19 protein-coding genes are annotated in these 19968 nt (G+C 72.4%); all 19 read left to right on the forward strand.

The window, feature by feature from the left end; all coding sequences use genetic code 11:
• Positions 1-28 precede the first annotated feature (28 nt).
• The 19 genes from BJ993_RS20215 to BJ993_RS20305 all read left to right on the forward strand — a co-directional run bounded on the left by BJ993_RS20215 (position 29) and on the right by BJ993_RS20305 (position 19898).
• The gene (locus BJ993_RS20215) at positions 29-1840 is read left to right on the forward strand and encodes a peptidoglycan D,D-transpeptidase FtsI family protein (protein ID WP_242530618.1); all 1812 of its coding nucleotides are present in this window, start codon (positions 29-31) and stop codon (positions 1838-1840) included.
• Positions 1837-3327: a UDP-N-acetylmuramoyl-L-alanyl-D-glutamate--2,6-diaminopimelate ligase gene (locus BJ993_RS20220; RefSeq protein ID WP_487353557.1), complete on the forward strand. Its 1491-nt coding sequence runs from the start codon at positions 1837-1839 to the stop codon at positions 3325-3327. The genes BJ993_RS20215 and BJ993_RS20220 overlap by 4 nt, the downstream gene beginning before the upstream one ends.
• Entirely contained in the window at positions 3324-4688 is a 1365-nt protein-coding gene (locus tag BJ993_RS20225; RefSeq protein WP_179650846.1) for a UDP-N-acetylmuramoyl-tripeptide--D-alanyl-D-alanine ligase, read from the forward strand. Before BJ993_RS20220 ends, BJ993_RS20225 begins: the two co-directional genes overlap by 4 nt.
• Positions 4685-5755 carry a phospho-N-acetylmuramoyl-pentapeptide-transferase gene (gene mraY, locus BJ993_RS20230; RefSeq protein WP_036542376.1) on the forward strand — a complete coding sequence of 357 codons (1071 nt, stop codon included), beginning with the start codon at positions 4685-4687 and terminating at the stop codon, positions 5753-5755. The genes BJ993_RS20225 and mraY overlap by 4 nt, the downstream gene beginning before the upstream one ends.
• Positions 5737-7230 carry a UDP-N-acetylmuramoyl-L-alanine--D-glutamate ligase gene (gene murD, locus BJ993_RS20235; RefSeq protein WP_308645650.1) on the forward strand — a complete coding sequence of 498 codons (1494 nt, stop codon included), beginning with the start codon at positions 5737-5739 and terminating at the stop codon, positions 7228-7230. Before mraY ends, murD begins: the two co-directional genes overlap by 19 nt.
• 84 nt (positions 7231-7314) lie before the next feature.
• On the forward strand, positions 7315-8529 hold the full coding sequence (gene ftsW, locus BJ993_RS20240; protein ID WP_179652521.1) for a putative lipid II flippase FtsW: 1215 nt from the start codon (positions 7315-7317) through the stop codon (positions 8527-8529).
• Positions 8530-8539: 10 nt separating this feature from the next.
• Complete coding sequence (gene murG / locus BJ993_RS20245; protein WP_036542383.1) at positions 8540-9625, forward strand: undecaprenyldiphospho-muramoylpentapeptide beta-N-acetylglucosaminyltransferase; 1086 nt, start codon at positions 8540-8542, stop codon at positions 9623-9625.
• Positions 9622-11004: a UDP-N-acetylmuramate--L-alanine ligase gene (murC, locus tag BJ993_RS20250; RefSeq protein WP_179650847.1), complete on the forward strand. Its 1383-nt coding sequence runs from the start codon at positions 9622-9624 to the stop codon at positions 11002-11004. Before murG ends, murC begins: the two co-directional genes overlap by 4 nt.
• Positions 10997-11755, forward strand: a complete 759-nt coding sequence (locus BJ993_RS20255) for a cell division protein FtsQ/DivIB (RefSeq protein ID WP_179650849.1) — start codon at positions 10997-10999, stop codon at positions 11753-11755. The genes murC and BJ993_RS20255 overlap by 8 nt, the downstream gene beginning before the upstream one ends.
• Positions 11756-12060: 305 nt before the next feature.
• On the forward strand, positions 12061-13248 hold the full coding sequence (gene ftsZ, locus BJ993_RS20260) for a cell division protein FtsZ (RefSeq protein ID WP_036542392.1): 1188 nt from the start codon (positions 12061-12063) through the stop codon (positions 13246-13248).
• A 15-nt stretch (positions 13249-13263) separates the two neighbouring features.
• A complete protein-coding gene (pgeF, locus tag BJ993_RS20265) occupies positions 13264-13959 on the forward strand; it encodes a peptidoglycan editing factor PgeF (RefSeq protein WP_179650851.1) in 696 nt (231 codons plus the stop codon).
• A complete protein-coding gene (locus tag BJ993_RS20270; protein ID WP_179650853.1) occupies positions 13956-14657 on the forward strand; it encodes a YggS family pyridoxal phosphate-dependent enzyme in 702 nt (233 codons plus the stop codon). The genes pgeF and BJ993_RS20270 overlap by 4 nt, the downstream gene beginning before the upstream one ends.
• 61 nt (positions 14658-14718) lie before the next feature.
• Positions 14719-15216, forward strand: a complete 498-nt coding sequence (locus tag BJ993_RS20275; RefSeq protein WP_036542400.1) for a cell division protein SepF — start codon at positions 14719-14721, stop codon at positions 15214-15216.
• Positions 15217-15668: 452 nt separating this feature from the next.
• Positions 15669-15962 carry a YggT family protein gene (locus tag BJ993_RS20280; protein WP_036542403.1) on the forward strand — a complete coding sequence of 98 codons (294 nt, stop codon included), beginning with the start codon at positions 15669-15671 and terminating at the stop codon, positions 15960-15962.
• Positions 15963-16103: 141 nt separating this feature from the next.
• Positions 16104-16898: a DivIVA domain-containing protein gene (locus BJ993_RS20285; protein WP_036542406.1), complete on the forward strand. Its 795-nt coding sequence runs from the start codon at positions 16104-16106 to the stop codon at positions 16896-16898.
• Between the two features lie 168 nt (positions 16899-17066).
• Positions 17067-17960 carry a TraR/DksA family transcriptional regulator gene (locus BJ993_RS20290; RefSeq protein ID WP_179650855.1) on the forward strand — a complete coding sequence of 298 codons (894 nt, stop codon included), beginning with the start codon at positions 17067-17069 and terminating at the stop codon, positions 17958-17960.
• Entirely contained in the window at positions 17933-18502 is a 570-nt protein-coding gene (gene lspA, locus BJ993_RS20295; RefSeq protein ID WP_179650857.1) for a signal peptidase II, read from the forward strand. The genes BJ993_RS20290 and lspA overlap by 28 nt, the downstream gene beginning before the upstream one ends.
• Entirely contained in the window at positions 18499-19434 is a 936-nt protein-coding gene (locus BJ993_RS20300; RefSeq protein ID WP_036542411.1) for an RluA family pseudouridine synthase, read from the forward strand. The genes lspA and BJ993_RS20300 overlap by 4 nt, the downstream gene beginning before the upstream one ends.
• A complete protein-coding gene (locus BJ993_RS20305) occupies positions 19434-19898 on the forward strand; it encodes a GNAT family N-acetyltransferase (protein ID WP_179650859.1) in 465 nt (154 codons plus the stop codon). Before BJ993_RS20300 ends, BJ993_RS20305 begins: the two co-directional genes overlap by 1 nt.
• Positions 19899-19968: the final 70 nt, after the last annotated feature.

Consider the following 19968-nt stretch of genomic DNA (forward strand, 5'->3'; position numbering starts at 1 on the left):
GGCCCTGCCACCGATCAGGACGAGAGCGTTGAGCCGACCCAGCACCCTCCGCACCCGCCGCGGGACCGGTCCCCGGCGAGGCTCCCCGAAGCTGCGCATGCAGGTCGGGTTCCTGCTCATCGCCATCGTGCTCTCGGTCTTCGCCGGGCGCCTGGTCCAGCTCCAGGGCCTCGACCCGGACTCCTACGCGCAGATGGCTGCCGCGGAGGGGTCGGACCACGTGGTGCTGCCGGCGTCGCGCGGCGAGATCCTCGACCGCAACGGCGAGCCCCTGGCCGAGACGGTCGACGGGCGGATGATCATCGCCGACCCGGCGGTCACCGCGAAGGTGGCGCCCCAGCTGGCGACCGTCCTGGCCAAGCGGCTCGGCATCGACTACTTCCAGACCCTGGAGCGCCTGCGCGTCGAGGACAGCCGGTTCCAGTACGTCGCCCGGCAGGTCCCGGCGAGCAAGGCCGAGAAGGTCGTCGCCGACATCCGCAAGGAGTTCGAGGACGAGGACGGCCGCCCGTTCGCCGGCCTCACCACCGAGCGCGACCCGCTGCGGATCTACCCCAACGACGACGTCGCGGCCAACCTGCTCGGCTTCCTCGGCACGCCGAAGGACGACGGCTCGGCGCAGGCGCTCGCCGGCCTCGAGGCATCGTTCAACAAGTACCTCTCGGGCAAGGACGGCGAGGCCACCTACGAGGTGGGCGCCGGCAACCAGATCCCGCTCGGCGACAACACCGTCACGCCCGCGGTCGACGGCCGCAACCTGCACCTGACGATCGACCGCGACCTGCAGTTCTACGCCCAGCGGGTCCTGCAGCAGACGGTCACCCGCGCGGCCGGCAAGTCCGGGATCGCCGTGATCATGGACAGCCGCACCGGTGACCTGCTGGCGCTGGCCGACTACCCGACGTACGACGCCTCGGACCCCTACCGCTACGACGACTCCCTCTACAAGTCGTCCGCGCTGACCGACGTCTACGAGCCCGGCTCCGTCGAGAAGGTGCTCACCGTCAGCTCGCTGGTCGACGCGGGGCTGGCCTTCAAGGAGCAGAAGTTCCGGGTGCCGGGCCAGCTCCACCGCCAAGACCGGCCGATCGGCGACTACTGGGAGCACGGCATGCTCCGGCTCACGCTCGCCGGCATCATCGCCAAGTCCTCCAACGTCGGCACCGTGCTCGCGGCCGACCAGTTCCACAACGGCCAGCTGCGCCGCTACCTCACCGCCTACGGCCTCGGCCAGCGCACCGACGTCGGCCTCGGCGGCGAGACGAAGGGCCTCCTGCCGCAGGGCGCCGCGTGGACCTCGCAGGTCGGCGACCGCATCGCCTTCGGGCAGTCGCTGTCGGTCAACGCCGTCCAGATGGCCGCGGCCGTCAACACGATCGCCAACGGCGGCGTGCGGATCGCCCCGTCGCTGGTGCAGGGCGAGGCGACGACCGACAAGGGCCAGAAGGTCGGCAGCGACGTCGCGTCGACCACGCGGGTGATCAGCGCCGACGCCGCCCACGAGACGATGCTCATGATGGAGCGGGTGCTCGACCCGGAGGAGGGCGTCGCGCCGGGCGCGGCCGTCCCCGGCTACCGCGTCGCCGGCAAGACCGGCACGGCCCAGCGGGTCGGCGAGAACGGCGGCTACGACGGCAGCACCACGGTCTCCTTCGCGGGATTCGCCCCGGCCGACGACCCGCGGTTCACGATCTACGTCGTCGTGCACAGCCCGCGACCGGGCAGTGGTGGTGGCAGCACCGCCGGTCCGGCATTCTCGAAGCTGATGAGCTACACATTGCGCCGCTACGGCGTCCCGCCGACGGGCGGCAAGCCGAACCAGACCCCGGTCGAGTGGTGAGCCAGCCGACCCGGCCCGCACACCCGAACCTGACGTCGCTCGACGACGTCGCCCGGGCGCTGGGCCTTGCCCCGGACTTCCCCGGCACCCAGGTGCAGGGAGTCACCCTCGACTCACGTCGCGTCCAGACCGGCGACCTGTACGCCGCCCTGCCCGGCTCCCGCGCCCACGGCGCGGGGTTCACCGGGCAGGCCGCCGCGGCGGGTGCGGCTGCCGTGCTGACCGACCCCACCGGACTCGCCGACGCCTCCGGCCACGGTCTGCCCGTGCTGGTCGTGGACGATCCCCGCGCGGTGCTCGGCGACGTCGCCGCTCTGGTCTACGGCCACCCCGCCGCTGCGCTGCGCACGATCGGCGTCACCGGCACCCAGGGCAAGACCACCGTCACCCGGCTCCTCGACGGTGGCCTGCTCGCGAGCGGGGTGCGCAGCGCCGTCGTGGGCACCGTCGGGACGCGGATCGCCGGCGAGGAGGTGAAGACCGCGCTGACCACGCCCGAGGCCCCGGACCTGCACGGGCTCTTCGCCCGGATGCGGGAGCTCGACGTGACCGCCTGCGCCATGGAGGTCTCGAGCCACGCGCTCGTCATGGGTCGCGTCGACGGCGTGCGCTTCGACGTCGCCGTGTTCACCAACCTCGGCCGCGACCACCTCGACTTCCACGCCGACGTCGAGGACTACTTCGCCGCCAAGGCGTCGCTCTTCACGCCCGAGCACGCCGCCCTCGGCCTGGTCTGCGTCGACGACGAGCACGGCCGGCGCCTCGTCGACGAGGCCACGATCCCGGTCCGGACCTACGGCCTGGCCGGTCCGGCCGACTGGACCGTGGCCGACGTCGAGCTCGGCGCCGACGGGTCGCGGTTCACCGTGCACGGGCCGGACGGTGTGCGGGTCGCGGGCGTCGTACCCCTGCCGGGGGACTTCAACGTCGCGAACGCCCTGGCCGCGATCGCGGCGGCGGCCGAGGCAGGCTTCGACCCGCAGGCGGTCGCGGACGGCATCGCGGCCTCGGGCGGCGTGCCCGGGCGCCTGGAGCGGGTGCCCACCGGGCGCGACCTGACCGTCGTCGTCGACTACGCCCACAAGCCCGACGCCGTCGAGGCGGTGCTGCGCACGCTGCGGCCGGTCACGAGGGGCCGGCTGGTCATCGTGATCGGCGCCGGGGGAGACCGCGACACCGGCAAGCGGCCGGTGATGGGCGAGATCGCCGCCCGGCTGGCCGACCTGGTGATCGTCACCGACGACAACCCGCGTTCCGAGGACCCCGCCGCGATCCGGGCCGAGGTGCTGGCCGGCACCAGCGGCGGACAGGCCGAGGTCGTCGAGGTCGGCGACCGTCGTACCGCCATCGAGCGGGCCATCGACGGCGCCGGCCCGGGCGACGTCGTCGTCGTGGCCGGCAAGGGGCACGAGACCGGCCAGGAGGTCGCCGGCGTGGTCCACCCGTTCGACGACCGCGAGGTCGTGCGCGAGGTGCTCGCCCGATGATCCCGCTGCGCCTCTCCGAGATCGCCGGCGTCGTCGGCGGTGAGCTGCACGGCGAGGACCTGCTCGTCGCCGGTCCCGCCTACGTCGACAGCCGCACCCCCGTCCCCGACGGGCTCTTCGTCGCGCTGGTCGGCGAGCGCTCCGACGGCCACGAGTACGCCGCCACCGCGCACGCGGTCCTCGGCAGCCGCCCCACCGGCCGCCCCACCGTCGTGGTCGAGGACCCGGTCGTGGCACTCGGCCTCCTGGCCCGCCACGTGGTCGACCGCCTCGACGTCACGGTCCACGCGATGACCGGCTCGCAGGGCAAGACCGGCACGAAGGACTACCTGGCGGCGGTGCTGCGCACCCTCGCGGGGGAGGACGCCGTCGTCTCGACCACCGGCAACAACAACAACGAGCTGGGCGTCCCGCTCACCGTGCTGCGCGCCGACACCTCGACCCGGCACCTGGTGGTCGAGATGGGCGCCCGCGGGATCGGCCACATCGCCTACCTGTGCGGCATCGCGCCTCCCTCGATCGCGGCCGTCCTCAACGTCGGCACCGCCCACGTGGGGGAGTTCGGCGGCCGCGAGCAGATCGCGCAGGCGAAGGGCGAGATCGTGGAGGCGCTCGGTGCGGACGGCACGGCCGTCCTCAACGCGGACGACCCGCTGGTCGCCGCGATGGCGCCGCGCACGCAGGCGCAGGTGCTCACCTTCGGCGAGACCGGTCGGCTGCGCTGGCGCGAGGCCAGCCTGGACGGGCTCGGCCGGCCGTCCTTCACCCTCGACCTCGACGGCGAGCTGTGCACCGTCCAGCTCCTCCAGACCGGGCTGCACCAGATCAAGAACGCCGCCGCCGCGGCGGCGATGGCGATCGCCGCCGGCTTCACGCTGCCCTCCGTGGCCCAGGCGCTCGGCCAGGCGCAGGCCGCGTCGCGCTGGCGGATGGAGGTCACCGAGCGCTCCGACGGCATGGTCGTCGTCAACGACGCCTACAACGCCAATCCCGACTCCATGACGGCCGCCCTGGAGGCGGTCCACGCGATCGCGGCCGCGACCCCCGGCCGTCGTACCGTCGCGGTGCTGGGGGAGATGAAGGAGCTCGGTGCCGAGCACGACGCGGGCCACCGCGCGGTCGGCACGGTCGCGGCCGGGCTCGGGATCGACGTGGTCGTCGTGGTCGGCGACGCCGCCCGCGGCATCGCCGAGACCGCGGCCGACGGGGTGGGTGAGGTGATCGTCACGGCGGGCCGTGAGGAAGCTGCGGCCTGGGTGCGGCAGAATGCCGGACCGGAGGACGTCGTCCTCGTCAAGGCGTCCCGCGGCGCCGCCTTGGAATGGGTAGCAGAGCAGGTCCTGGAGGAGACGACGCCATGAGAGCCATCCTGCTCGGGGGCGGCATCGCGTTGCTGATCTCCCTGCTCGGCACCCGCGTGGTGATCAACCTCTTCACCCAGTGGGGCTACGGCCAGGAGATCCGCGACGACGGCCCGACCAGCCACCACACCAAGCGGGGCACGCCCACGATGGGCGGCGTCGTCATCATCCTGGCCGCCGTCATCGGCTACTTCGCGGCGAAGCTGATCACGCTGACCTCGCCGAGCGCGTCCGCGCTCCTGCTGCTCTTCCTGTTCGTCGGCATGGGCCTGGTCGGCTTCCTCGACGACTTCATCAAGATCTCCAAGCAGCGCAGCCTCGGCCTGCGCAGCAAGGCCAAGATGGCGGGCCAGACCGTCATCGCGCTGGTCTTCGGCTGGCTGGCCCTCTCGCCGATGCTGGAGGACGAGAACGGCCGCACGCCCGCGAGCGAGAAGGTCTCCTTCCTGCGCGAGCTCGACTGGTTCGTGCTGCCGACGATCCTCGCGATCCTGCTGATCTGGCTCTTCGTCGCCGGGTTCAGCAACGCGGTCAACCTCACCGACGGGCTCGACGGCCTCGCGGCCGGCGCCTCGGTGATGGTGTTCGGCGCGTACACGCTCGTGAACATCTGGCAGAACAACCAGTTCTGCCAGGACGACCCGAGCGCCACCTGCTACAACGTCCGGGACCCGCTCGACCTGGCGATCATCGCGGCGGCGATCACCGGCGCCTGCTTCGGCTTCCTGTGGTGGAACGCGTCGCCGGCCAAGATCTTCATGGGCGACACCGGTTCGCTCGCGCTGGGCAGCGCGCTCGCCGGCTTCGCGATCCTCACCCGCACCGAGCTGCTGCTCGTGGTCCTCGGTGGCCTGTTCGTCCTCGAGACGGTGTCGGTGATGATGCAGGTCGGCTTCTTCAAGCTGACCAAGGGCAAGCGGATCTTCCGGATGGCGCCGATCCACCACCACTTCGAGATGCTCGGCTGGGAGCAGGTCACCGTCGTGATCCGGTTCTGGATCATCACCGGCCTGTTCGTCGCCACCGGCCTCGGCATCTTCTACGCCGAGTGGGTGTCGCGACTGTGAGCCGGCCCGACCCGACCACCCTGGGCCGCAAGGACTCGTGGGCCGGCGTCCGCGCGGTCGTCGCCGGCTTCGGCACGAGCGGCGCGGCCGCCGTCGACAACCTGCTCCACCTCGGCGCCGACGTGCACGCCGTCGCCGAGTCGGTCAGCCCGAAGATCCTCGAGCGGGTCGAGCTGCTCGAGGTCCTCGGCGCCCGGATTGACGTCCACGAGGGCGCCACCTCGATCCTGCCCGACGACGTCGACGTGCTGGTGGTCTCGCCCGGCTTCCGTCCGGACGCGCCGATCATCACCGCCGCCCGCGACCGCGGCGTCCCCGTCTGGGGCGAGGTCGAGCTGGCCTGGCGGCTGCGCGACCCCGACCACCCGGCACCCTGGCTGTGCATCACCGGCACCAACGGCAAGACCACCACCGTCCAGATGCTCGACAGCATCCTGCGCGCGGCCGGGCTGCGCAGCGTCGCCGCCGGCAATGTCGGCCTGCCGCTGACCGAGGCCGTGATGGACCCCGAGCCCTACGACGTGATCGCCGTCGAGCTCTCCAGCTTCCAGCTGCACTACACCGACACGATGGCCGCCGAGAGCGCCGTGGTCCTCAACGTCGCCGAGGACCACCTGGACTGGTACGACGGCCCGTCGGCCATGGACGACTACGCCCGTGACAAGGGGCGGATCTACCAGGGCGTCGAGCGGGCGTGCGTCTACAACGTCGCCGACCCCGCGACCGAGCAGCTGGTCCGGGACGCCGACGTGGTCGAGGGCGCCCGCGCGATCGGGTTCACCCTCGGCGTGCCCGCCCCCGGCATGGTGGGCGTCGTCGACGACATCCTGGTCGACCGTGCCTTCATCGAGGAGCGGTCCACGAGCGCGGCCGAGCTCTGCACCCTCGAGGACCTCGCCTCCCGCGCGCCGCACTTCGTCACCAACGCCCTCGCCGCGGCCGCGCTCGCGCGGGCCCACGGCGTCAGCCAGGCCGCCGTCCGCGACGGGCTGCGCGCCTTCCAGCCCGACGGCCACCGGATCGCCGTCGTCGCCGAGCACTCCGGCATCACCTGGGTCGACGACTCCAAGGCGACCAACCCCCACGCCGCCGCCTCGTCGCTGGCCGCGTTCGCGCCGGTCGTCTGGGTGGCCGGGGGACTGGCCAAGGGCGCGAGCTTCGACGACTTGGTCCGGTCGGTCGGCGACCGCCTGCGCGCCGTCGTACTCATCGGCCGCGACCGCGACGTGATCCGGCAGGCCCTTTCGCGACACGCTCCCGATGTGCCGGTGATCGACGTGGACAGCCCCGAGACTGGGGACGTAGTCGGTGACGACCGGATGAGGCGCGTCGTCGCGGCAGCGGCCGAGGTCGCCCGAACGGGTGACACCGTGCTGCTGGCCCCGGGATGCGCGTCGATGGACCAGTTCTCCGACTACGCCGCCCGCGGCGACGCGTTCGCCGAGGCGGTCCGGGACTACATCGGCGAGAGCTAGCAGGCTCCAGGGGCAGGAGGGGGACGGGCCATCACCACGGCGAACCCGGAGAACCTCCGCTCCCAGCTCCGCCAGCGGCTCTCGCTGCGTCCCTCCCTCCGCGCGTCCGTACGACGCCCCGGCTGGACGGCCGCGCTCAAGGACGCCCTCGACCGTCCGCTCACGACCTACTACCTGCTCCTGGGCGCGACCGCGCTGCTGCTCACCATCGGCCTGATCATGGTGCTGAGCGCGTCGAGCGTGTACTCCTACCGCGAGACCGGCGACTCGTACACCGTGGTGCGCCGCCAGGTGATGTGGGTGCTCATCGGCGTCCCGTGCGCCTTCCTCGCCTCGCGGGTCTCGGTGCGCTGGGTGCGCGGCCTGACCTACCCCGCCTTCTCCATCTCCCTGCTGCTGCTCGCGCTCACGGCGAAGGTCGGCGTCGAGGTCAACGGCAACAAGAACTGGCTCGACCTCGGCCCGGTCCAGATCCAGCCGTCCGAGATCGCCAAGCTCTCCCTCATCATCTGGGCCAGCCACATCTACGCCAACAAGGAGCGCCGCCTCGGCAACCTGCACCAGATGCTGGTGCCGGTGGTGCCGGGCATGGTGCTGGCGACGTCGATGGTCGTCATCGGCCGCGACCTCGGCACGGCGCTGGTCTTCTTCGCGCTGCTGGTCGCGATGCTCTGGGTCGTCGGCGCGCCGGGCAAGCTCTTCGCCCTCGCGTTCTCGGGCGTCAGCGTGCTGGCCCTCGGCCTGGCGGCGACCGACGGCGAGCGCCTCGCCCGCATCTACAACTTCGCCGACCCGTTCAAGGACTACCACGGCACCGGCTGGCAGCCGGCCCACGGCCTCTACGCCATGGCGAGCGGCGGCGTGTTCGGCGAGGGCATCGGCGCCAGCCAGCAGAAGTGGGGCCAGCTGCCCGAGGCCCACACCGACTTCATCTTCGCCGTGCTCGGCGAGGAGCTGGGCCTGGTCGGCACGCTGCTCGTGATCTCGCTCTTCCTCGTCCTCGCCTACGCCGGCATCCGCGTCGCGCGCGAGACCAAGGAGCCGTTCGTCCGCTACTGCACGTTCGGCATCGTGGTCTGGCTGCTGTGCCAGATGATCATCAACGTCGGCATGGTGCTCGCCCTGCTCCCCGTGATCGGCATCCCGCTGCCCCTCGTCTCCTACGGTGGGTCCAGCCTGCTGCCGACGCTGGCCGCGCTCGGCCTCGTGATCGGCTTCGCCCGCCGCGAGCCGGCCGCCGCGCGGGCGCTGGCCCAGCGCCGGCGGGCCCGTTCGGCCGGGCTCTCCGCCCGCAGGTAGGTTCTGCCGCGTGAGGATTCTTCTGGCCGGTGGGGGAACGGCGGGGCACACCTCGCCACTGCTCGCGACGGCGGACGCGCTGCGTCGCCTCGACCCGGAGGCGGAGATCACCTGTCTCGGGACCCCGCGCGGGCTGGAGAACAAGGTCGTCCCCGAGGCCGGCTACCCGCTGCGCCTCGTGCCCCCGGTGCCCTTGCCGCGCAAGCCCGGCAAGGACCTCGCCCTGGTGCCGAAGCGGCTGCGCGCCGCGGTGAAGGCCGCGCTCGACGTCATCGACGACGTCCGCCCCGACGTCGTGGTCGGCTACGGCGGCTACGTCTCCATGCCGGCGTACGTCGCCGCCCGGCGCCGCAAGCTGCCCCTGGTCGTGCACGAGCAGAACGCCCTGCCCGGCATCGCCAACAAGTTCGGCGCTCGCGTCGCCACCCGGGTCGCGGTCAGCTTCCCGGACACCCCGCTCAGGAAGGCCGAGTACGTCGGCCTGCCGATCCGGCGCATGATCGCGACCCTCGACCGGCCGGCCCTGCGGGCCGAGGCCCGCGCCTTCTTCGGCCTCGACCCCGAGCTGCCGACCCTCGTCGTCACCGGAGGCTCGCAGGGCGCGCGGCGGCTCAACCAGGCGATCAGCGGCGCCGCGGCAGCCCTCGGCTCGGGCGGGGTGCAGGTGCTGCACGTGATCGGTCCCAACGGCGCGAGCGACCCGAGCTGGTCCGAGCCCGCGCCGACCGGTGTGCCCTACGTGGTGCTGCCGTTCGTCGAGCGGATGGACCTCGCCCTCGCCGCCGCCGACCTGATGGTCTGCCGCGCCGGTGCGTCCAGCGTGGTCGAGGCCTCCGCCAGCGGCGTCCCCGCGATCTTCGTCCCGCTCCCGATCGGCAACGGCGAGCAGGCGCTCAACGCGAAGCCGGTCGTCGAGGCCGGGGGAGCCCTGCTGGTCGAGGACGCCGCGTTCAGTGCCGACTACGTCGCCGACACCGTGCCGGCGCTGGCCACCGACCGCGACCGGCTCGCCGCGATGGGTGCCGCGGCCGCGAACCTCGTGCCCCGCGACGCCGACGACAAGCTGGCCCGGATCATCCAGGACGTCGCCCGGTGAAGATCCCGGTCCCCGACGAGATCCTGCCCGCCGACCGGCTCGGCCGCGTCCACCTCGTCGGCATCGGCGGCGCCGGCCTGTCCGCGATCGCCCGGCTGATGCACCAGGCGGGCGTCGTTGTCAGCGGCAGCGACGCCAACGACTCCGCCGTCGTGCAAGCCCTGCGCGCCGAGGGCATCACCGTCCACGTCGGCCACGACGCGGCCCACCTCGAGGGCGTCGACACGGTCGTGGCCACCACCGCCGCCCGCGAGGACAACCCCGAGATCGTGGAGGCCACGGCGCGCGGCCTGCGCCTGTGGCCGCGCTCCGCGGGCCTGCAGTCGGTGCTGATCGGCAAGCGGGTTGTCGCCATCGCCGGGACCCACGGAAAGACCACCACGACCGCGATGCTCACCGTCGCGCTGCAGGAGGCGGGCCTCGACCCGACCTTCGCGATCGGCGCCGAGGTCGAGAGCCTCGGCACCAACGCCCGGCTGGGCGGGGGCGAGGTCGCGGTCGTCGAGGCCGACGAGTCCGACGGCGCCTTCCTCGTCTACACCCCCGAGGTCGCCGCGATCACCAACGTCGACGCCGACCACCTCGACCACTGGGGCACCGAGGAGGCCTACGAGGCTGCCTTCGCCGAGTTCGCCCGCCGTGCGCGGGTCACCGTGGCCGAGCGGGCCGACCTGGCCGACGTCACGGCGTCCTTCGCCGAGGGCGCCCAGGTCCGCGGCCACGACCTCGTCGTCGAGGGCGGGCGCACGCGCTTCCGCGTCGAGGCGCGCGGCGAGGACCTCGGCGAGGTCGAGCTCGCCGTCCCCGGCCGCCACTACGCCGTCGACGCCCTGCTCGCCCTCGCGGTCGGCCTCGAGCTCGGCGCCGAGCCCGCCGCGCTGATCCGCGGGCTCGCCCGCCACCGTGGCGCCAAGCGCCGGATGGAGCTGGTCGGATCGGCCGGCGAGGCCGACCGTGCCATCCGCGTCTACGACTCCTACGCCCACCACCCCAGCGAGATCCGCGGCGACCTCGAGGCGGCCCGCTCGATGGTCACCGGCGACCAGCGCCTCCTCGTCTGCTTCCAGCCGCACCTCGTCTCGCGCACCAGGATCTTCGGGGCCGCGATGGGCCGCGAGCTCGCCGCCGCCGACGAGGTCGTCGTGATGGACGTGTACGTCGCCCGCGAGGACCCCGACCCGGAGGTCACCGGAGCGCTGGTGGCCGCCGCCGTGCCGCTGCCCGCGGAGCGGGTCCGCTTCGTGGCGGACCGTGCCGACGTCGTACCCACGCTGGTGGGGCTGGCCCGGCCCGGCGACCTCGTGCTGACCCTCGGGGCGGGCGATGTCACGACGATCGCGCCCCAGGTCCTGGCAGCCCTCGGAGCGGCGGGTGGCTAGCCTCCGGCGCCGTCCCGCTCCGACCGGCCACGAGAAGGCCCAGGACCGGGCGCGCAAGGCGTTCGCGCGCCGGCAGCGGGCGCGGCGCTGGCTCACGCTGCGCAAGGTGCTCGCCGGTGCCCTGGCCGTGCTGCTGGTCGGGCTCGGCGTCTACGCCCTCTGGTTCTCCTCCTGGCTGCGCACCGAGGGTGTCGACCTGGTGGGCAACGACCTGCTGACCGACAAGCAGGTGCTGGCCGCGGCCGAGGTCCCGACCGGCGGGCCGCTCGTCAACGTCGACCTCGAGGCGATCGAGAAGCGCGTGAAGTCGCTCGCGGCCGTGAAGAAGGTCGACGTGTCACGCAAGTGGCCGCACGACATCCGCATCGAGATCACCGAGCGCTCGCCGATCGCGGTCCTCGACCTCGGCGACCGGGTCGTCGCGATCGACGCTGACGGCACCTCCTTCCCCACGCCCGCACGGGCGCGCGAGGGCCTGCCCCGCATCCGGGTCGGCAGCGGCGCGGACAGGAACGCCCTGCGCGAGGGCGCCGCCGTCGTCTCCTCCCTCGACGGCGACGTCGCCTCGATGGTGAGCTATGTCGAGGTCCGCACGGTCGACGAGATCCTCCTGCACCTGCGCGACGACCGGCTCGTGAAGTGGGGGAGCGCGGACCAGTCCGACGACAAGGCCGCCGTGCTGCTGCAGCTGCTCAAGCGCAAGGCGGGCACGTACGACGTCTCGGTGCCTGGGGCGCCGACGACGAAGTGAGGTCCGGCGCTGCATGAATCCCCGGTCGACCGGGGATTCCTGCACTTGTCGGGGGTTGCAACGGCCGACAAGCGCATGAACCGGCCGACAAGTCCGGCCGTTGGCTGCATCTGCGGCGTGTCTCCGCGATGGCGGAGCCCGGCGTCCCTACTGTCTTCATCACGACGAGGTTGACATAACTATAACCCTCAGGCTGAGGGTAAGGGTTGTCGACACGCCGGCTGGCCACGGGGAAGCGGTCCGGCCGCCGACGTCGGTGAACGGACACACATTCATTTCGGACACACCTGAGAGGTGGAGCCGCCGTGGCAGCTGCACAGAACTACCTGGCCATCATCAAGGTCGTCGGCATCGGTGGTGGCGGCGTCAACGCCGTCAACCGCATGATCGAGGTCGGCCTCAAGGGCGTCGAGTTCATCGCGATCAACACCGACGCCCAGGCGCTGCTGATGAGCGACGCCGACGTCAAGCTCGACATCGGCCGCGAGCTCACCCGCGGCCTCGGCGCGGGCGCCAACCCCGACGTGGGCGGCAAGGCCGCGGAGGACCACGCGGAGGAGATCGAGGAGGTGCTCAAGGGCGCCGACATGGTCTTCGTGACCGCGGGCGAGGGTGGCGGCACCGGAACGGGCGGCGCCCCCGTCGTCGCCCGGATCGCCCGTTCGCTCGGCGCGCTGACCATCGGTGTGGTGACCCGTCCGTTCACCTTCGAGGGCGCCCGCCGCAAGAAGTCCGCCGACGAGGGCATCGAGCGTCTCCGCGAGGAGGTCGACACCCTCATCGTCATCCCGAACGACCGGCTGCTGCAGATCTCCGACCGCAACGTGTCGATGCTCGACGCGTTCAAGCAGGCCGACCAGGTGCTGCTCCAGGGTGTCTCCGGCATCACCGACCTGATCACCACCCCCGGCCTCATCAACGTCGACTTCGCCGACGTCAAGGCCGTCATGAGCAACGCGGGCTCCGCGCTCATGGGCATCGGCTCGGCGCGCGGTGAGGACCGTGCCCTCCAGGCCGCCGAGATGGCGATCAGCAGCCCACTGCTCGAGGCCTCGATCGACGGCGCCCACGGCGTCCTGCTCTCGATCGCCGGCGGCTCGGACCTCGGCATCTTCGAGATCAACGAGGCCGCCGCGATGGTCGCCGACGCGGTCCACGCCGACGCCAACATCATCTTCGGCACGATCATCGACGACGCGCTCGGCGACGAGGTCCGGGTGACCGTCATCGCCGCCGGCTTCGACGGTGGCCTGCCGAAGCGTCGCGAGGAGACGGCCATCCGTCGTCCGCAGCAGTCCGCGACGCCGGCCGCCCGCCCCGCGTCCCCGTCCACGCCGTCCGGTCAGTCGGCTCCGGCGACGCCGGCGCGTCAGGCACCGGCCGAGCCCACGCCGGCCCCGGCCGAGCCGCAGCCGGTCGGCGCGCGCACCAACCCGGCGCCGATCCAGTTCGACGACGGCGACGACCTGGACGTGCCCGACTTCCTGAAGTGAGAGCCGAAGGGCACCGTGTTCGCCTTCCGTGAGAGCCACGACCTCGACCCGGATCCCGCCGACGGCGGGGCCCGGGTCGAGGTCGCGTTCACGGACGCCAGCCTCGACCTGCAGGAGGGCGACCGGATCGAGGACGTCCTCGACGAGCTCGGCGGCCTGCTCGACGTGGCGGTCGCCCGGGCCAGCCAGGTCCACGGCGACGACGTCGTGACCGTCGACGCGGACGACCACGGCCGGGTCCCGGTCGCCGACGGGCTCGTGACCGCCCGGCGTCGTACCGCTCTGATGGTGCGGGTCGCCGACTGCGTCCCGGTCCTCCTGGCCGATGCCGCGGCGGGCGTCGTCGGCGCCGCCCACGCCGGCCGGCGCGGGGTGGAGCTCGACGTGGTCACCCGCACCGTCGAGCGGATGCGGGCGCTCGGCGCCGCCGACATCCAGGCCTGGATCGGTCCGCACATCTGCGGTGGCTGCTACGAGGTGCCCGAGGAGATGCGTACCGAGGTCGCGGCCCTCGTGCCCGAGACGTACGCCGAGACCACGTGGGGCACCCCGTCGCTCGACCTCGGCGCCGGCGTCGCCGCCCAGCTCGCGGCCGCCGACGTGGCCGTCACCGTCGTCGGGGGCTGCACGCTCGAGGACGACCGCTTCCACTCCTACCGCCGCGACGGCCAGGAGTCCGGCCGGCTCGCGGGACTGGTGTGGCTGTCATGAGCGCACGCCTCGAGGAGCTCCGCACCAACCTCGCCGCCGTCCACGACCGGATCGCCCGGGCCGCCGAGTCCGCCGGGCGCGACCCGGCCGACGTGGACCTCGTCGTGGTCACCAAGTTCTTCCCGGCCTCCGACGTGCGGCTGCTCGCCGACCTCGGTGTCTCCGACGTCGGCGAGAACCGCCACCAGGAGGCCGAGGCCAAGGCCGCCGAGTGCGCCGACCTGCCCCTGCGGTGGCACTTCATCGGCGGCCTGCAGTCCAACAAGGCCGCCGCCGTCGCCCGGTACGCCGACGTCGTCGAGTCCGTCGACCGCGCGAGCCTGGTCGGCCGGCTCGACCGCGGTGCGGCCGAGACCGCGCGCGAGGTCGAGGTGCTGGTCCAGGTCAGCCTCGACCCGCCCGGGCGCGACAACCGCGCGGGCGTCGTACCGGAGGGCCTGGCGGCGCTCGCCGCCCAGGTCGACGCGTCCCCGCACCTCGCCCTGCGCGGCCTGATGGCCGTGGCACCGCTCGGGGACGACCCCGTCGAGGCCTTCGGCCGGCTCGCCGCGATCAGGGCCGAATTCCTCGAGCAGCACCCCTCGGCGACCCGCCTCTCGGCCGGCATGAGCGGCGATCTCGAGGCGGCCGTCTCGGCAGGCGCGACACACGTTCGCATTGGCTCCGCGGTCCTCGGTTCGAGGCCTGGAGTCCAGTAATGTCCACAACACCACCACAGGCTCCCGAGACCCGGGGCCAGGGAACACGGAGGCAACAGTCATGAGCGGTGCGATGCGCAGGATCGGTGAGTACCTCGGCCTGCTGGAGGACACCGGCTATGACGAGTACGACGACGAGGTCGCCGAGCGCGCCCCTGCCCGGGAGGCCCGCGAGCCTCGCCAGGCCCGTCCCGTGCGCGCCGTGCCGTCCAGCCCCGTCGCCGACCTCGACGAGCGTCGCCGCCCGGTCGCGGTCGCCCCGCAGCCCGAGGTGGCCGAGCTGTCCCGGATCACCACGCTGCACCCGACGACCTACAACGACGCGCGCGCCGTGGGGGAGCAGTACCGCGACGGCATCCCGGTGATCATGAACCTCACCGAGATGGACGACACCGACGCCAAGCGTCTCGTCGACTTCGCCGCCGGCCTGATCTTCGCCACCCGCGGCAGCATCGAGCGGGTCACCAACAAGGTGTTCCTGCTGTCCCCGCCCAATGTCACCGTGGCGGCCGAGGACAAGCAGCGCATCGCCGACCGCGACTTCTTCAACCAGAGCTGATTGGTCTGGCCGAGCGTGTCGCCGGTCGTGCTCGCCGCACGGTCCTCGCTCCGCTCGGACCGCGGGCTTCGCACGACGCGCCTTCGGCGCGGGGCGCCACGCTGCCGGCCGCGCAGTTGACCTGCGTAGCTGGCCGCGTCCGCCTGGCGGCAAGCCGACACGCGCCTGTTGGGCCGAGCGTGTCGCCGACGCTGGCGCACCGCACGGTTTTCGCTCCGCTCGGACCGCGGGCTTCGCACGACGCGCCTTCGGCGCGGGGCGCCACGCTGCCGGCCGCGCAGTTGACCTGCGTAGCTGGCCGCGTCCGTCTGGCGGCAAGCCGACACGCACCTGGGCTGGGTCCGCCTGGCGGCAAGCCGACACTGCAGGGTCGAGCAGGAGCTCCAGCGTGGCTGGGGCCGGAGCCGGGCTCCGCTCTCGCTCGATAGAACCCACCCGATAGATTTGAGGTCGTGAGCATCGCCGGCTGGATCATCGAGGGCATCCTCTTCGCCTTCATCGCGTTCCTGTGGGTGCGCTTCATCACCGACTGGGTGCAGGTCTTCGCCCGCGCCTGGGAGCCGCGGGGCGTGATCCTGGTGTTCCTGGAGCTCTGCTACTCCGCGACGGACCCGCCGATCATGGCGCTGCGCAAGGTCATCAAGCCGATCCGGATCGGCAACTTCGCGCTGGACCTCAGCTTCTTGCTGGTGCTGATCCTCGCGTACGTGCTGCTGACCGTGAACCGCAACACACTGCTTGCCTGAGCGCCCTGTTCGACGGCATTTTGCACCGGTGACACGCACTGTCCGCGTGTCGTGCAACGGCGGGTGATGCGGCCTTCTCGGCAGCAGGCGCTAAGGTTCGTTGAGACAGTTTGTCCTTGTACTTCGAAGATAGGTGAGGTCATGCCGCTGACGCCTGAGGACGTGAGCAACAAGCGCTTTACGCCGGTCCGGCTGCGCGAGGGCTACGACATGGGCGAGGTCGACCAGTTCCTGGATGAGGTGGAGGCCGAGCTCGCCCGCCTGACGCAGGAGAACGACGACCTCCGTGCGAAGCTGGCGGCCGCCCAGGCCGGTGGCTCCTCGACGGCGGCGTTCGACGTCCCGACGCAGCTGGCGCCCGTTCCCGAGCCGACCCCCGAGCCGCCGGCCCCCGTCGAGGTGCCCGCTCCGGTCGAGCCCGTGGCCGCCGCTCCCGTCGCTGCGGCTCCCGTCGCCGCTCCGGTCGCCGGTGGTGTCGAGACGATCCGCGTCGAGACGGTCCCCGAGGCGTCCAACGCCGCGGCCCGCCTCCTCGAGATCGCGACCCGCAACGCCGACGAGCTCGTCGAGGACGCCAAGAACGAGGCCGACAAGATCGTCGGCGAGGCGCGCACCAAGTCCGAGCGCCTCGAGTCCGAGGCGAAGGTCAAGGCCGACCGCCTCGAGTCCGACGCCCGCACCCGCGCGGAGATGCTCGACAGCGAGACCGCCGAGCGTCGTACCCAGCTCTTCGGTGACCTCGAGAAGGAGCGCGACAAGCTCTCGGCCGAGGTCGAGACGCTGCGCTCGTTCGAGCGTGAGTACCGCTCGCGCCTCAAGAGCTACTTCACCCAGCAGCTCGAGTCGCTGCAGACGCCGGGCGACACCCTGGCGCCGGTCGAGGAGGCCCCGGCCCCCAAGCGCCTGCGCTCCATCCTCGGCGAGGAAGAGGGCTGAGCCTGCGGCTCATCCCCAGCTGAACGACCGAGACCGGCCGGCCCGCACTGCGCGGGCCGGCCGGTCTCGCTTTCGGTGTGGCTCCTTGGACCCTCTGGCGTGAGCCGCTACCCTCCCCAGCACGCCTGCAGACCACCGTCACAGGCTGCCCTTCCTGAGGAGTCCGTCATGGCCCGCACCGCGAAGAAGAGTTTGGCCGGCCAGGCCGCATCGGCCGCCCGGAAGATCATCCGGCCACGCAAGGCCGCCGCCGCGGCGAAGACGGCTCCCGAACCGGTCAAGAAGGCCGCGCCCGCCCCGGCGAAGAAGGCGGCCCCCGCGAAGAAGGCCGCGCCGGCCAAGAAGGCCGCGCCCGCTCCGGCGAAGAAGGCGGCGCCCGCCAAGAAGGCCGCGCCCGCCAAGAAGGCCGCGCCCGCCAAGAAGGCCGCGCCCGCGGCGGCCAAGAAGGCCGCGCCCGCGAAGAAGGCCGCGCCCGCTCCGGCGAAGAAGGCGGCGCCGGCGAAGAAGGCCGCGCCCGCGAAGAAGGCCGCACCCGCTCCGGCCAAGAAGACCGCGCCGGCGAAGAAGGCCGCACCCGTCAGCAAGACGCCCGCACCAGCGAAGAAGGCAGCACCCGTGAAGAAGGCGGCACCCGCCAAGAAGGCAGCACCCGCGAAGAAGGCGGCTCCGTCCGCCCTCGTCGTCCTCGACCACGAGGAGGCTTGGTCGAAGGAGGAGATCGCCGAGGTCCTCGCCGAGCTCCACGAGCAGCGCGCCCGCGCCGCCGAGATCGTGGAGGAGCAGGAGGCCGACCTGACCGGCCTGCTTCGCGACTCCGGTGACGGCGCCGGCCAGGACCAGGCGGACCTCGGGGCGACCAGCTTCGAGCGCGACCACGAGCTGACGGTGCTCAACCACGAGCGCGAGAAGCTGGCCCAGATCGACCGTGCCCTGGCCCGCATCGACGACGGCACCTACGGCGTGTGCGAGTCGTGCGGCAACCCGATCGGCAAGATGCGGCTCATGGCGTTCCCGCGTGCCACACTGTGCATGACATGCAAGCAGCGCGAGGAACGCCGGTAGACGACCGCGACGACGGGACCGAACCGACACGGAGCCCCCTGCTGGCCGCTCCCCGGACCTGGCTGCTCTTCGCGGCCGTCGGTGGCGTCATGCTCGTCGTCGACCAGGTCACCAAGGCGCTCGCGGTCGACCGCCTCGCGGGCGAGCCGGATGTCGAGATCGTCGGTGAGCTGCTCCAGCTGCACCTGACCTACAACCCGGGTGCGGCGTTCAGCCTCGGTACCCGCTTCACCGTCGCGCTGTCGGTCCTGGCGAGCGTGGCCACGGTCGTCGTGCTGTGGCTGAGCCGTCGGGTGCAGAACAAGTGGTGGGCGGTCGCGCTCGGCCTGATGTTCGCCGGCATCGACGGCAACCTGATGGACCGGCTGTTCCGTGATCCCGCGCCCTTCCGTGGCCACGTGGTCGACTTCCTGATGCTGCCGAACTGGCCGGTCTTCAACGTCGCCGACATGTGCATCAACGTCGGCGTCGCGATGATCCTGGTCCAGGTGCTGCGCGGCGTCGCGATGGACGGCACCCGCGTCGCGAAGGAATCCGCATGAGCACGGTCGACCACCGCAGCCTGCCCGTCCCCGACAGCCTCGAGGGGGAGCGGGTCGACGTCGTGCTGGCCCAGCTCTTCGGCGTCTCGCGCACCCGGGCGGCCGAGCTGGTGGCCGACGGCCGGGTGCAGCTCGACGGATCGGCCGTGGGCGGCAAGAGCGAGCGGGTGCTGGCCGGCTCCGTGCTCGACGTCGAGATCCCCGCCGAGGCGGACCCGCTCGAGGTCGTCCCCGAGATCGTCGAGGGGATCAAGATCATCCACGACGACGACGCCATCGTGGTGATCGACAAGCCGGTCGGCGTCGCCGTCCACCCGTCGCCGGGCTGGCGCGGGCCGACCGTCGTGGGCCACCTCGCCGGCGCCGGCTTCCGCATCTCCACCTCCGGGGCCAAGGAGCGCGAGGGCATCGTCCAGCGCCTCGACGTCGGCACCTCGGGCGTCATGGTGATCGCCAAGTCCGAGCACGCCTACTCGGTGCTCAAGAACGCCTTCCGCCAGCGCACCGTCGACAAGACCTACCACGCGCTCGTCCAGGGCCACCCCGACCCGCTCGAGGGCACGATCGACGCCCCGATCGGGCGGCACCCGAAGTTCGACTACAAGTTCGCGGTCATGGACGACGGCCGCCACAGCGTCACGCACTACGAGACGCTCGAGGCGCACCGCTTCGCCAGCCTGCTGGAGGTCCACCTCGAGACCGGCCGGACCCACCAGATCCGGGTCCACATGAGCGCGCTCAAGCACCCCTGCGTCGGCGACATCACCTACGGCGCGGACCCGGTGCTCGCCCGCAGGGTGGGCCTCGAGCGCCAGTGGCTGCACGCCGTGAAGCTGGGCTTCGAGCACCCCGACGGCGGCTACGTCGAGTACGAGTCGTCGTACCCCGACGACCTCGCGCGGGCGCTCGAGATCATCCGCGACTCCCACTGATGGAGCCGGACCTGCTCCTGCGCCCGGCCATCCCGGCGGACGCCGGAGCGGTAGCCGGCGTGCACCTGCGGGCCCGCGCGGCCGCTCCCATGCCGGCCGCGGTCCACAGCGACGCCGAGGTCCGGGCGTGGCTCGCCGCCCGCCTGGACGGCAGCGGGGACGAGGTGTGGGTCGCGGAGGTGGCCGGCGAGGTGGTCGGGTACGCCCGGTTCACGCGCACCTGGCTCGACGACCTGTACGTCGACCCGGGGCACGCCGGAAGGGGCGTCGGCTCCGCGCTGCTGGACCTCGTCAAGGCCCGGCACCCGGCCGGCTTCGGGCTGTGGGTCTTCGAGTCCAACACGCCCGCACAGGCCTTCTACGCCGCCCACGGGCTCGTCGAGGAGGAGCGCACCGACGGCTCCGGCAACGAGGAGCGGGCGCCCGACGTACGGATGTCCTGGCACCCCCCGGACCCGCTGTGAGTGTCGGACCTCCCTGCCACCATTCCTCGGGTCGGGTCGCGTAGGCTGATCCCCTTCCCCGACGTCCCGT

The organism is Nocardioides aromaticivorans (assembly GCF_013408525.1).
GTDB classification, from domain to species: Bacteria; Actinomycetota; Actinomycetes; order Propionibacteriales; family Nocardioidaceae; genus Nocardioides; species Nocardioides aromaticivorans.